Source organism: Acinetobacter sp. YH12151, from assembly GCF_013418355.1.
GTDB classification, from domain to species: Bacteria; Pseudomonadota; Gammaproteobacteria; order Pseudomonadales; family Moraxellaceae; genus Acinetobacter; species Acinetobacter pseudolwoffii.
In genome coordinates this window covers 64809-78267 of record NZ_VPCG01000001.1, presented here as the reverse complement: position 1 = coordinate 78267, position 13459 = coordinate 64809, and the positions used below count along the sequence as shown (strand labels likewise).

Genomic DNA, 13459 nt, shown 5'->3' with positions numbered 1-13459 from the left:
AAAAAAAGACACCTTTAAGGTGTCTTTTTTATTGCTGAATTAAGGGTTATCTAGAAGATTATTACTTAAAAAATTTAGCTTCTTCAGATTGCGGGTAATTACTGAGTAATTTGTTCTTGTACTGGGTGGCAATGGCCGGTTTTTGCTCGACGTCCTTGCTAATGTTATGCAGTTGATAAAGCGCACGCGAAGCACGGGTCGACTTTGGATAGCGGTCTGCCACAATGGTGTAATTGCGTTTTGCTTCTTCAAAATTTGGCGGATCGATGGCCAGATTGAATTCTGCTAACCAGAAATAGGCATTGCTGATATACACACTATTCGGATTGTTTTTAATAAAGTTCTGCATGGGTGCAATGGCTTTGGCTGCACCGCCATTTTTATAGGCATCTAAGGCTACTGTATAGGCTGCTTTGTCCAGCTCGGTGGGCTGTTGTCCGCTGCTCGCTGTATTGATCTCATTCGCATTTAAACTGGGAGAACTATCCTGTGGGTTGTCCTCCGTTGGGTTTTCTTCAGCCGGTTCAATTTTTTGCTGTAACAGTTCCAGGCGCTGATCGAGATCGGCATAGCGATTGGTCAGTTCGCTTTTCAGTTGGGCAATTTCATTTTCCTGTTCTTCCATTTTGCCGCGCAAGATCCGCAGATCACTTTCCAGTTGCTGGTTTTTTTGCATAATCTGCCAGCTGGTATTGGTTTGCACAGGTGTCGATACGCCGGCAGAACTCGCAGACTGGGTATTCATTGACGCTTGATTGGCAGTCTGGCTCAAGCCACGCGATTCAATTGGAATATTGGCAAATAGCGGTGTGGTAAAGAGTGCTGTCACTGCACACAATACGGTCTTTTTAAACATCATAAAATTTCCATAATTCTTTGTGAGATACGTATCCGCTGCTCATCTTTTAAAGAAGATCATTCATATACATTGCACACATTAAAAACGGCATTTTTAGAAATTGCAACAAGGTTTTACAAAGATCATGCGAATCTGGGTGTTGATGGATTGATTGTGAAGATCGCCTGAAAATCAGCAGAAATATCAATATTGTTTTTAAAATAATCAAACGGATAGCTTGATGGATTATTTTAAGGAACAAAGCTTGCAACTTGATTAAAAATCTCTATACTCTGTTTTTGTAATGGTAGCCCTGCTGGTTACTTCGCAATTGTACTCTATGAACCCCGCCAGGACCGGAAGGTAGCAACGGTAATAGAACTATGATGTGCCGGAGCTTTGCTGGTAGGGTTGCCACCATATTTTTCAATAATAAAAACATTTTATCCCAGCCTATTAATCTCAAAGCTAACTTCTAATATCAGCTAATTTTTAATATTTTATTATCCCAATAATTCGTTCTGCTAGCGAACTGATTTTCTCATTTTAAGATCAATATGCAAACACTTTTGTAGTGGGTCTATTAATGAATCTGAATACAAATTAATCTTCCACTTTACGGCTAATCGCCTTAATAATCGTATCCATTTCAAAACCACGGTACATCAGAAAACGGATCTGTTTGGCCTTGAGCTTCGGATCTTTAGTAACTTCCGCCCCATATTTTTTGACTTTCAGCGCATAGGCTTGCTGCACCCAGTCAGTTTCTTTCAGTTCTTCTGCGATTAAAGCCGTATCAACTTTCTTGTTTTTTAATTTCATTTTAATCTGATTGGGGCCTTTGCCTTTACGCTTTTGGCTCGACAGCATGGTTTCTGCGACACGCTGATCACTCTGGTAATTCTCTCGTGATAATTCTTCAACTAATTCTAGTACTTCATCGCGATCCTCTGCATATAGGCATAGCTTCTCGATCAGTTCGGCTTTGGCATATTCCTTGCGGGTCAGTACGGCAAAGGCATAAGAACGCAAACGCGAGCCAGTTAAGCCCGGTTTTTTCTTTTCATCACCAGAGGTATCAAACAGGCGCTCTTCTGAATCGAAAGTGGGTTTTTGTTTCGATGTGTTTTGCTGGGTCGCTTGATCATCAGCATCGCCAAATTGCTGTTTTAAAGTTTCATAATCGAGCAGTTTGCTGAATTTTGCCTCTGACATCTTTCTCTCGCATTTTATCATCTACCCATAATAACAAAACGCCCCGTAGGGCGCTGTGTCGTGATGTTTAAAGACTAGGCAGATAATAGATTAGGTATCTAAAAGATCTGCTTCTTCTTTATTATCTTCTTCAGTGATCACGGCTTTGGTCAGCAGTTGCTCGCGAATCAGCTTTTCAATGGTTTGCGCCATTTCTTTATGCTCTTCCAGATAACGGATGGTATTGTTCTTGCCTTGGCCAATTTTGTCGCCTTGATAAGAATACCACGCACCGGCTTTCTGCACGATTTCTTGCTGTACAGCCAGATCGATCAATTCACCCAGATGGTTCACGCCTTTGCCGTACAGAATCTGGAACAGGGCTTCTCTAAATGGAGGTGCCATTTTGTTTTTCACGACTTTGACTTTGGTTTCAGAACCAACGATCTCATCACCTTCTTTCACCTGACCAATACGACGGATGTCTAGACGTACAGATGCATAGAACTTCAATGCGTTACCGCCAGTCGTGGTTTCCGGGCTACCGAACATGACACCAATCTTCATACGAATCTGGTTAATGAAGATCACCATACAGTTGGAACGCTTGGCATTACCGGTGATTTTACGCAGTGCCTGGCTCATCAAACGGGCTTGCAGACCCATATGCGAGTCACCCATTTCGCCTTCAATTTCCGCACGTGGCGTTAGAGCAGCTACAGAATCGACCACGATCATGTCAATTGCACCAGAGCGTACCAGCATATCCGCGATTTCAAGCGCCTGTTCACCGTGATCGGGCTGCGATACCAGCAGGTTGTCGATATCTACGCCAAGTTTACGCGCATATTGCGGATCAAGTGCATGTTCGGCATCGATAAATGCACATGTACCACCGGCTTTTTGACATTCTGCAATTGCTTGCAGGGTCATCGTGGTTTTACCTGATGATTCAGGACCATAAATCTCGACGATACGGCCCTTCGGTAGGCCACCAATACCGAGTGCGATATCCAGAGTTAAAGAACCTGTAGATACTGCTTCAACTGCCTGAACGGTATTGTCACCAAGACGCATTACTGTGTTTTTACCAAACTGTTTTTCAATCTGGCTTAAGGCAGCATTGAGCGCCTTGTTTTTATTCTCATCCATCTTACAACCTCAATACGATGTCACTGAATTCATACTCAAGTGGATGTCTTAAATTAGAGCTTCGTTCCACAGGTGTATAGTGACAGAATTTTCCCTAGTGTTCTATCAATGTCAGCGCATGTACGACACATTCTGACGCTTGAATTTAATCGTCATTATACGACCATGACTGATCAAAACTCTGACTATTTTCATTTTTAAATTTACTGATATCCCGGCGATCTTTCTTGCTTGGACGATGATCGGGACGAGCTAGATTATGCAACTTTCTTTGTGAGGTAATCAATTCCCGTCGAGCAATACTGACTTCGGTTTCTTCATACAGTTTTTGTGCCACAGGTGCGGGCCCACGAACATCGGAAAGTTCTTTCACCAGGACGGTTTTCTTGTCGATGCCTTGCTGAATCGTCAGTTCCATGCCAACACGAACTTCGCGTGATACTTTGACACGTTCACCATTGTGGTGGACTTTACCACCTTCAATTGCATGTTTGGCAATGGAACGGGTCTTGAAAAACCGTGCTGCCCAAAGCCATTTGTCTATACGCATGCCTACCGCATCTTCGGGTAAAGACGATTTACGCATATTTTTTCTCTACCTCAGCCTGATTTAAATAAGTGATTAAATCTGTTAATTGGTGCAGCATCGGATAATTGCAAGTCTCGCGTGCGACTTTGGCCGAAGAGGGTTGCTGGATACTGAGCAGGTTTTCAATCCCGTAGGCTTTGGCCCCATTCAGGACTTTTTCAGTATCATCAATAAAATAAGCATGTTGCGGATCGAAGGGATGCATGGCGTTCAAGCCTTGCCAGAATTCAACAAATTCTTTGGCGTGCCCAATCGTTTCTGAACTGACAATCACATCAAAATAATGGCTTAAATTTAAGTGATCCAATTTAAAGGCCAGTCCGGCACAATCGGCATTGGTGGCCAGCCAGATCGGGTAGCCATTCGTTTTCAGATAATCCAGTAATTCGAGACAATACGGGCGTAAAGCGACTTTGTCTTTATGTTCAATCTGCATCGCCAGAACATCAACTTCGACTTTAGCCGTCCAGAAGCGTGAGGAGTACCAGTTTAGGGTATGATTATGTTCCTGATAGAATGCGGAGAGGGTCGCCTGACTGTGTTCCATGCTACAGCCATGTGTGGCAGCATAACGCACAGGCAGCAACTCATTCCAGATGAAATCATCGTAGGCAAGATCAAGTAAAGTTCCATCCATATCGAAAATTATGGTAGGTTTTTCAGAGCATTTTGACATATTTAGGTTTTCTATGTTTAAAGCAATAGCAGCACCACAAGATCCGATGATTTTGCAGTTTGTGCCCATTTTGACACAAGCCTGTGAAATTTTGCGAGAAGAATATCAGCGTTATTGTTCTGGTGCGGCTTTTGATGTCATCCAAAAAAATGATAATTCTCCGGTAACTCAGGCAGACTTAAGGGTCAATACTTTTCTAACTCAGGCTTTGGCAGATATTTCAGACTTGCCTTTATTGTCAGAAGAAGGAAAAGAACATGAGCGTCGTTCATGGCCAGAATTCTGGTTATTAGATCCGCTAGATGGCACCAAGGAGTTTTTGCATCAGCGGCCTGAATTCACCATCAATTTGAGTTTGGTTCGTGGAAGTTTGACGACTTTTGCCATATTGGCAGTACCAGAACAGCAACTGATTTATTTCTGTGCAGAGCAGGGGCTGCCTTATAAATATGATATTCAGCGAGATACGTGGTTTGGCTATGAAGCAGCGCCAACAGACCAACGAATTGCGATTGGTCTGAGTCAAAGTAGCCAGCAGAAACCGAAATATGTCGACTATTTACAGCATCTGGCCAAACTTACCGAATATACAGAGTTCAAAGCGGGCAGCGCCTACAAGTTTTGTATGATGCTGGAAGATCAGGTGGATATCTATCCACGTTTTCACCCAACTTCGGAATGGGACACCAGTGCTGGTCAATGTATGCTCGAACGGATTGGTGGTGGTTTGGTCGATTTAAAAGGGCGGCCATTTATTTATAATCATCGCGATACCTTACTCAATGGCGGATTTATTGCCTATAAAAATAATAATATGAAAAATATTGCATTACAGGCGGTGGCTGACATGCAGGCCGAGCATTGAGCAAAATCCTGAGCATGGTATAGTGATGATTAACTCATTACCAATCCAGTTGGCTGTCACGTGTCCCTGAAACTGCTTCCACCGAGTATGTTAAGTGCAATTGATTTATTGCCTGATGTACAGACGCCTGTCACCTTATTCACACGCCATTCGGTTCGTGAAGATGTTCCGGGTCAAGGTCTGGCAGGTTATGACCTGCAATTGACTGGTCAGGGGCGGGATCTGGCACAGGAATGGGGCGCTTATCTGGCTGATCAGACAGATCGTGTAATTCATCACTGTATTTCGAGCCCGATCCAGCGCTGTATTGATACTGCTGCGCTCATGATTGAAGGTGCGGATGCGGTTACCCCTGAGCAGAATACCCATCGTATTGAAATTATCGAACAGGGATTGCTGGTCGAGCCGGGCAGTTTTGTGCTGGATATTCAAAAAGCCGGTCCTTATTTTGCCAAGCAGGGCGCTCTCGGTTTTGTGAACAGTTTTGTGAATAATGCCTTGCCGGGGATGAAACAGCCGATTCATGGTGTGGTGGATGTGCTGGAACTGATTTATAACACCCATCCGCAAAATAAGTATGGGCTGAGTCTGGCGGTCAGTCATGACACGATTCTGGCAGCGATGATTGCCGTAATGTCCGGGCGTCAGGACATCAGCCGAGAAGACTGGCCCAAAATGATGGAAGGTCTGTTTGTCTGGTTCGAGGGCGATGTTTTTCTGGAATCAAAACTGAAATGGATCTGGCGTGGTCAGGTACATGAGCTAGATATTGCTGATTTTAAGCGTTCCCAGTAATTTTAATTTAATAGGTCATTCATTTATCATATAAAAAGCCCAATCGCAGATATGATTGGGCTTTTTACATATAGGTCTGTTTTTTCTAAATGTTGGCTTTTAAGCGCTGAGGATAGGCATTGAGATCAAGCAGGTCACCTGTATCATTCAGCGGCCAAAGAGGACTATTGACTGGAACCTGTTGCTGATGAATGCGACTATATTTGTCGGCGGCGATCAGTGTTGCGATGTCATGTTCCGGAAGGCTGTAAGCTGCAACGACTTGTTGGGGATAGCGGGTGCGTATATAAAAATCTACTTCATTTTCAACCTTATATCGGGCAAAGATATATTCTACTGCGGGCAAATACACACCATAGCCTAACCAGGCATCTACGCCTTGAGATGCCTGAAGTTCAGCAGTGCCTTTCATATTGGAAATCACCCGGCCTAAAATGTCTTTTTCACCTTGGGTCTTAAAGTATTCAATATATTGCTGTTCGATTGCTAGAAACTTCTCTAAAGATGGTAAATATTTTGTAATCATGGTTTTTATTCCCTTCACAGCCAGCAAAATAGTGACAAGCTTAAAATTATAGTGATGTAAGCAATATGATTGAGAATACCATAATTTTTATATGGGATTGTATCAGAGTAAAAAATTGAAAATAAAAATGAGAAAAATACAGAATCATTTTTTAGCAGACATAAAAAAAAGCCCTAAAAAGGGCTTTTTTCATTGCAACAAATTAGTTAGCTAATGCTTTAACTTGTGCGTTCAAGCGGCTCTTGTGACGAGCTGCTTTGTTTTTATGGATGATGCCTTTGTCAGCCATGCGGTCGATTACTGGAACAAGCGTTTTGTACGCTTCAGTAGCAACAGCATAGTCATTAGTGCCGATAGCAGCTAATGTACGTTTAAGATAGGTACGAACCATAGAACGCAAGCTTGCGTTGTGTTTGCGTGCTTTAACGTTTTGACGAGCACGTTTTTTAGCTTGAGCAGAGTTTGCCACTCGTGCACTCCTTGAAATAGATTGGTCTGGGCGGGCTGAAACTCAACTGAAAACCATCATCAGAGGAATTATCACCAGCCCGTAAACAAGTGCCATATTTTGATTAAACTGAGCACCGAAGTCAAGTCTTGACATGCTTTGACAACATTTTAGATGCAGAAAAATTCTAAAGAAAACGTTAGATTAGTATTCTACCTAGGAGATCGTATAAAAAATGACTAAATCGCTGATTCATCCCATCGTCATAGGTGCCACCGGTTTGGTGGGAAAACAACTCTTAAAACGTCTGCAAGACGAGCCAACTTGCCAGCATATTACTGCAGTGGTCAGAAAATATCAAAATGATCTGGATAGTTTGGATAAAGTCCAGCAATTGGTACTTGAAGATTTTCTGATGCTGAATGATCAGGATGTCAGCGAGCACAGTCACGGTTTTAGCTGTTTGGGCAGTACCATGAAACAAGCCGGATCCAAGCAGGCCTTTTATAATATTGATTATACTATTAATGCCCATTTTGCCGAATTGCTGCAACAGACTTCAGCGCATTACTTGCTGTTGAGTGCGATGGGCGCCAACTCCCAGTCTCATTTTTATTATAATCAGGTTAAAGGCCAGCTAGAAGAATATGTACAGACCTTGAGTCTGGATAAAATCAGCCTGATTCGGCCTTCATTATTAATTGGCGAACGTCCCGAGCAGCGTTTTTTGGAGGATGCCGCACAGCAGGTTTATCATAAAATATCGCGTTTTATTCCGGATGGTTTTGCTTATAAGCCAGTGACAGCCGAGCAGGTAGCTCATACTATGGTCGAGGCCGCGCTGACTCAGACGGTAAAATTTGAAATTTATGATAATTTACGCATACAAAAAATGAAATGAGGGGAAACACCGTGTCTACAGCAGCATTTGTCACCTGTGACTTACTAGATGATCATCCGGAATTAGAGCTTCAAGTGGTGACGCCTTGTCTGGACGGTAAATTTTTTAAGAGTTATGGGGCCCGGAAAACTTTTGGCGGTCAGATTGTGACGGTGAAATGTTTTGAAGATAACTCCCGGGTGAAAGAGTTACTGGCCACAGATGGAACAGGCAAGGTACTGGTGGTCGATGGCGGTGCATCGATGCGCTGTGCCTTGATGGGTGACCTGATTGCGGAATCTGCGGTCAAAAATCACTGGAATGGTGTGATTATTTATGGTTGTGTGCGTGATGTCGATGCGATTGCTGAATTAGACCTTGGTGTACATGCATTGGCGGCTATTCCACAGAAGAGCAATCGCAAGGGCGTGGGTGAGGTGGATATCACCCTCTGTTTTGGTGGAGTCACGTTTAATGCTGGCGATTATGTCTATGCAGACAATAATGGCATTGTGGTCTCTAAAACAGCCTTAGTGGCTTAATTGGCCAAGTGTTACATTAAAGAATAACAACAAAACTGATCTATACCGCGAAAGACAGGATGCTTAGATTCTGTCTTTCAGTTGAATAAAACAAAAACAGGAAAATATTATGTTGGGTCATCAAATTAAAGTTGCACAAGCTTTGGCCTCTGCAGTCGCTCAAGGTGGACGTGGCATGGTCGGTACACCATTTCCGAATCAGCCTGAAAAAGCCTTAAAGCTCTATGAATATGAGGGTTCGCCATTTTGTCGCCGGGTGCGTGAAGTCATGACTTTGCTGAATCTGGATTATGAAGTCTATCCATGTCCACGGGGTGGTACTCATTTTCGTCCCGAAGTTCAGCAATTAGGCGGAAAACTCCAGTTTCCATTTCTGGTAGATGAAAATACGGGCGATCGACTTTATGAATCGCAAGATATTATTCATCATCTGTTCAAGCACTATGGCAAAACAGGCAAGACACCCAAAAAATATGCTCACTATCCCAAAATTCCGGTGGCTGCAATTGCTGGCACAGTCATCAACGGTTTACGCGGAGGAATGGTGAATCCCAAGATCAAGGATCGGCCAACACCTGAACAGTTACTAGAATTATGGGGTTTTGAGGCCAGTCCTTATACCCGGATCGTACGCGCCGTTTTGAGTGAGCTGGAAGTTCCCTTTATTTTTCACAATGTCGCCAAAGAACGCTGGCAGGATTATGGGCCAGCCAAGTTGCGCTTAAGACCGGGGAAATATGAACCACTACCAGGCGGGAAGCGTGAACATTTATTTGAAATGATGGGAAATAATATTCAGGTTCCTTATCTGGTCGATCCAAATACAGGCGTGAATATGTTTGAATCAGCTGAGATTGTAAAATATTTAAAACAGCAATACGGCGCCGCTTAAAATATTCAGCCTATTAAAACTCTAAAATTGTGCTTAAGAAATGCCATTCACTGCGTAGATGGCATTTTTTTATGCTGGTTTTAAGCAGACGGTATTTAGAATATCCCTATGAGGCTAGAAAGAAATAGCATAAAAATGAAATAAATCATGATTTTTAGAGTTTTTTTGGTTATATTTTACTCTTCAAGGTGACATAACAATAAATATAAGGGGCGTGCTTATGACAGCACTAGAGGCAGTCTTGCCAGTACCTGTATTAATCGTTGAAGATGAGTATGTCATTCAACGACGTTTAAAAATTATATTAACCAATTTGGGCTATAGCGAAGATGTTCTGCTCTTTGCCAATAATCTTAAAGAAGCATATTTCATTTTAAAACAACAGCCGATTTCACTGGCATTGGTCGATTTGGGGCTGCCAGATGGGAGTGGGATTTCGATTATTGAAAAAATTCGCGAAAATGACGCACAAACTCTGATTTTGGTGGTTTCGGCCTGGAGTACGCAGAACAGTTTATTTACTGCAATTCAGGCGGGTGCCACCGGTTATGTATTAAAAGAACGCGATGATGTGGAGGTCACTCTGGCGATCCGCAGTATTTTACGGGGTGGCGCGCCAATTGATCCTTTTATTGCGCGGGAAATTCTCAAACAGATTTCTATACCTGCTTCATCACCACCAGTCGAACGCAACCATTCGGATGCCGAGCAGGAAGTGCTGACCCATCGAGAAAAAGAAATTCTGTCACTGGTCGCACAAGGCCTGAGTAATCGAGAGATTGCCGAGCAACTTTGTGTGTCACGTTATACCGTCGAAAGTCATATCAAGCATATTTACCGGAAACTGTCCGTCAGTCGGCGTACCAAGGCAGTCAGTACCGCACGGCATTTAGGAATTCTGTGATGCATCCAGCTCGTTCTGGAAGCAGGCAGCGACAGAGATTGCAATGGATCGGTATTTTGCTCTTTTGCTGCTGGCTGTGTCTGTTAAGTGGTATGAGTCAGGCGCAAGACCATTTTCAGGTCAATGATCTCTGTGATGTAAAGATTGACTACATTCAAAAGGTTCAGGTGCAAAATCCTAGCCAGATGCCTGCATCTGGCTGGCAAAGTGTCAGTTTGCCGGATAACTGGCAGCGTAACTGGAAAGATTATCATGGTGGGGCCTGGTATAAAATTGTTTGGGACTGGTCATGCCAAGACAATATTCGTCTTGCAGAACCGATTGCCTTTTCCATTGATTATATTAATTCGGCCGGCGCCGTGTTCCTGAATGGTGATTTACTCTGGTCAGATCAACACCTGCAAGAGCCATTGTCAAAAAGTTGGAATATGCCGCGTTACTGGATTTTGCCCATCAGTGGCTTAAACAAGGGCAGTAATGAAATTCTGGTTTATGTACAGGGTTATAGTTTTCAGAACGCCGGACTGGGTAAAATTGAATTTAATAATGTGCTGGTCAATAGCCAGAAGCATTTAGGCGAAATCTGGGATCGCCGCACGCTGTTTCAGATGAATATGATTTTCTCAGCAATGATTGGGATCATCTGCTTCATTGTCTGGCAATTTCGACGTTCAGAAACCACCTTTGGCTGGCTGGCACTCAGTTCATTCCTATGGATTCTGTTTATTTCCAATATGCTGACCACAGAAAGCTTTCCGTTTCGCTCCAGCATCGCGGCCAGCAAAGCCAATATGCTTTGTTTTATTGCCTATATCCACTGTTTTAGTCTGTATTTGATCCGCTTTTTAAAACAGAGATTTAAGTATGTGGAGCGGGGATTTATCCTGATCACGCTTTTATTTGCTCTGCTGATTGTGATGAGTTCCTTGGATTATCTGGGGCAGATACTGGGTACAGCATTTATTTTCTATGTGGGATTATTTATAAGCTGTATTATTTATGTGAGCTATCAGGTACTGAAAACCCGCAATGGGGAATATCTTTTCCTGATGCTGTGTCTGTGGGGGATTTTGTTATGTGTAATCGTAGATCTGATCATTTTAAGTCAAACGGCAATTAGTGATTTTTCACCTTTATCACCCTATACCTCACCAATTATTACCCTGTTTGTGGTACTGATTATGGCCACGCGGTTGAATCGTAATGTCAGGAAAATCGAAAAATTTAATAGCCAGCTAGAACGTAAAGTCCAGCAGGTCGGCGCTGATCTGAATAAAAGCCTGAACGATAAACATCAACTGGAGCTGGATAATGTCCGCTTACAGGAGCGGATTAACTTATCGCATGAACTGCATGACGGGCTAGGAGGCTCGATTGTGCGCTCTATGATTCTGGTCGATCAGAGTACTGACAGCATTCCCAACCGACAGTTTCTTTCTATGCTGAAATTGCTTAGAGATGATCTCAGACAAATCATTGATAGTGGTTCGTCTATCGAAAATAAAGTACCGGAAACCCCGCTACTTTGGATTGCCCCGGTACGTTATCGTTTTACCCAGTTGCTGGAAGAGATAAATATTGAGGTTGAATGGTTATTTCCAAAAGTCTGGCAGCGTGAACCGACCGCATTGCAATGTTTGACCCTGATTCGGGTGGTCGAAGAAAGTCTGACCAATATCATTAAGCACAGTCAGGCCAGTCAGGCGAAAGTTAGTCTGGAATATTTTCTGCCACATCAACTCACCTTAAGTATTCAGGATAATGGCGTTGGGTTTGATGCTGAAATAGTGCAAAAAAATGGTCTGAGTATTGGGATGCGCAGCATGAAAATGCGGGTCGAACGTATGGGAGGCGTGTTTCAGATTGAGTCTGAGAAAGGGCATACAGTGATTCAGGTCGTATTAGAACTCTATCAACCCTAATCTTTGCAAATAAAAAGAGGATTATTTAATCCTCTTTTTATTTGGCTTTAGCTTAGAATTAGTCTTGTTCTGCTGGCGGAACCAGCATCAGTACCGCATCATTTAATAATGCCGCGACATCTTCCAGAATATCTTCATCAGCGAAGTTTTCATCGAGCAATATGGTTTCACCGTCTGCAAGCTGCTTGAGTTTTGTGGTAAATGCCTCAGAGATCTCAATCCCTTCACCATTGGCCCAGAACAGAACATCGCCGTCTGCTTCAGTGTAGAGCAGGCGTGAAGCCGGTTCGAGCATCAGGCTATAACCCTGATCCAGTGCTTCTTCCAGATCACCTGTACCGATTTCTTCTGCTTCTGGAAGGTTCTCTGGATATTTGGGTTCTGACATTAAAGTCATAATGGCATCTTCTAAAACATTCGAATTATGCAGTTGCTGCATGATCTGTTCTTTTAGATATTCCAGCTCATTGCCGCTGACTTCACCAATGGCTCCGACCTGGTCACGAATAATATCAACCAGTGGATTGCGTAAGCTTTCATTCTCAGAAAATTTATCACCAACACGGTCCATCATATCGCTCACATTTGGCATACGGAAGCCAAAGGAAAAGGTTAGACAATCATCTTCTGCAACGCCGTAATGCGCCAAACCAGGTGGCACATACAGCAAGTCGCCAGGTGCCAGAACTTCGTCAAAATTCACCTCAATTTCAGGCAATAATTTCAGTGGCTGACCCGGAACCAATGCAGTTTCGGCATCACACATTTGTCCGAGCTGCCAGCGACGATGCCCGTAGCCTTGTACCAGAAAGACATCGTAAAAATCAAAGTGCTTTCCTACAGAGCCGCCTTGAGGTGCATAAGACACCATGATGTCATCGCGGCGCCATTGCGGAATAAACGGGAACTTTTTCCACATTTCCGACAGGTCAAATGAATAATGATCTACCGCCTGAACCAAAAGTGTCCATAGCTTGGGCATTTTCTGAAAATCAGCTTTAAGTAAAGGCGAAGATTTCACGCTCCACTGATTCGGATCACGGTCTTTTTGCTTGATTAAACGCGCAGTGACATGTTCCTCAAGCGCAAGTTCCATCACGTCGTCAGGTTCAAGCAGATTGGCAATTTCAGGCATCGCATTACGCACCAGTAACGGTTTTTTTTGCCAGTATTCACTCAAAAATTGTTCAGCGGTGATTCCGCCTAAAACGTCTAAAGGTTGAGACATAGATTACA

Annotated in this window: 15 protein-coding genes and 1 other RNA gene; 8 read left to right on the top strand and 8 right to left on the bottom strand. The window is 43.2% G+C overall.

The genetic code is table 11. From position 1 onward, the window contains the following. Positions 1-61: 61 nt before the first annotated feature. The gene (locus FTU82_RS00400; protein WP_074382857.1) at positions 62-859 is read right to left on the bottom strand and encodes a YbgF trimerization domain-containing protein; all 798 of its coding nucleotides are present in this window, start codon (positions 857-859) and stop codon (positions 62-64) included. A gap of 293 nt (positions 860-1152) precedes the next feature. Here FTU82_RS00400 and ffs point away from each other — a divergent pair. Then, positions 1153-1249: signal recognition particle sRNA small type (gene ffs / locus FTU82_RS00395), an RNA gene on the top strand. A gap of 192 nt (positions 1250-1441) precedes the next feature. On the opposite strand, the gene FTU82_RS00390 is transcribed toward ffs, so the two are convergent. The 4 genes from FTU82_RS00390 to FTU82_RS00375 form a co-directional block, all read right to left on the bottom strand. After that, positions 1442-2053, bottom strand: a complete 612-nt coding sequence (locus FTU82_RS00390; RefSeq protein ID WP_180077415.1) for a regulatory protein RecX — start codon at positions 2051-2053, stop codon at positions 1442-1444. 90 nt (positions 2054-2143) lie between these two features. After that, positions 2144-3184 carry a recombinase RecA gene (gene recA, locus FTU82_RS00385; RefSeq protein WP_100328697.1) on the bottom strand — a complete coding sequence of 347 codons (1041 nt, stop codon included), beginning with the start codon at positions 3182-3184 and terminating at the stop codon, positions 2144-2146. 145 nt (positions 3185-3329) lie between these two features. Next, positions 3330-3770 (bottom strand): RNA-binding S4 domain-containing protein, encoded by a 441-nt coding sequence (locus FTU82_RS00380; RefSeq protein WP_005096718.1) that lies wholly within the window; start codon positions 3768-3770, stop codon positions 3330-3332. Continuing rightward, entirely contained in the window at positions 3763-4449 is a 687-nt protein-coding gene (locus FTU82_RS00375; RefSeq protein ID WP_035337664.1) for an HAD-IA family hydrolase, read from the bottom strand. The genes FTU82_RS00380 and FTU82_RS00375 overlap by 8 nt, the downstream gene beginning before the upstream one ends. Before the next feature lie 13 nt (positions 4450-4462). Between FTU82_RS00375 and FTU82_RS00370 the strand changes: the two genes are divergently transcribed. After that, on the top strand, positions 4463-5314 hold the full coding sequence (locus FTU82_RS00370; RefSeq protein WP_005096720.1) for a 3'(2'),5'-bisphosphate nucleotidase CysQ: 852 nt from the start codon (positions 4463-4465) through the stop codon (positions 5312-5314). 60 nt (positions 5315-5374) lie between these two features. After that, a complete protein-coding gene (locus FTU82_RS00365; protein WP_034608526.1) occupies positions 5375-6109 on the top strand; it encodes a phosphoglycerate mutase family protein in 735 nt (244 codons plus the stop codon). A gap of 85 nt (positions 6110-6194) precedes the next feature. Here the strand turns inward: FTU82_RS00365 and FTU82_RS00360 are convergent, their stop codons facing one another. Next, positions 6195-6635: a hypothetical protein gene (locus tag FTU82_RS00360; RefSeq protein WP_180077417.1), complete on the bottom strand. Its 441-nt coding sequence runs from the start codon at positions 6633-6635 to the stop codon at positions 6195-6197. A 202-nt stretch (positions 6636-6837) separates the two neighbouring features. Next, entirely contained in the window at positions 6838-7104 is a 267-nt protein-coding gene (rpsT, locus tag FTU82_RS00355) for a 30S ribosomal protein S20 (RefSeq protein WP_005171172.1), read from the bottom strand. Positions 7105-7318: 214 nt separating this feature from the next. Between rpsT and FTU82_RS00350 the strand changes: the two genes are divergently transcribed. The 5 genes from FTU82_RS00350 (at position 7319) to FTU82_RS00330 (ending at position 12223) form a co-directional block, all read left to right on the top strand. Next, a complete protein-coding gene (locus FTU82_RS00350; RefSeq protein ID WP_005171169.1) occupies positions 7319-7984 on the top strand; it encodes an NAD(P)H-binding protein in 666 nt (221 codons plus the stop codon). An 11-nt stretch (positions 7985-7995) separates the two neighbouring features. After that, the gene (rraA, locus tag FTU82_RS00345) at positions 7996-8505 is read left to right on the top strand and encodes a ribonuclease E activity regulator RraA (protein ID WP_005171166.1); all 510 of its coding nucleotides are present in this window, start codon (positions 7996-7998) and stop codon (positions 8503-8505) included. Positions 8506-8614: 109 nt separating this feature from the next. Beyond that, the gene (locus FTU82_RS00340; protein ID WP_074382852.1) at positions 8615-9397 is read left to right on the top strand and encodes a glutathione S-transferase N-terminal domain-containing protein; all 783 of its coding nucleotides are present in this window, start codon (positions 8615-8617) and stop codon (positions 9395-9397) included. 220 nt (positions 9398-9617) lie between these two features. Beyond that, positions 9618-10301, top strand: coding sequence for a response regulator transcription factor (locus FTU82_RS00335; protein WP_005096728.1), 684 nt, complete (start codon positions 9618-9620; stop codon positions 10299-10301). Beyond that, on the top strand, positions 10301-12223 hold the full coding sequence (locus FTU82_RS00330) for an ATP-binding protein (protein WP_180100879.1): 1923 nt from the start codon (positions 10301-10303) through the stop codon (positions 12221-12223). The genes FTU82_RS00335 and FTU82_RS00330 overlap by 1 nt, the downstream gene beginning before the upstream one ends. A 58-nt stretch (positions 12224-12281) precedes the next feature. On the opposite strand, the gene FTU82_RS00325 is transcribed toward FTU82_RS00330, so the two are convergent. Next, a complete protein-coding gene (locus FTU82_RS00325; protein ID WP_100535003.1) occupies positions 12282-13451 on the bottom strand; it encodes a cupin domain-containing protein in 1170 nt (389 codons plus the stop codon). Between the last annotated feature and the right edge of the window lie 8 nt (positions 13452-13459).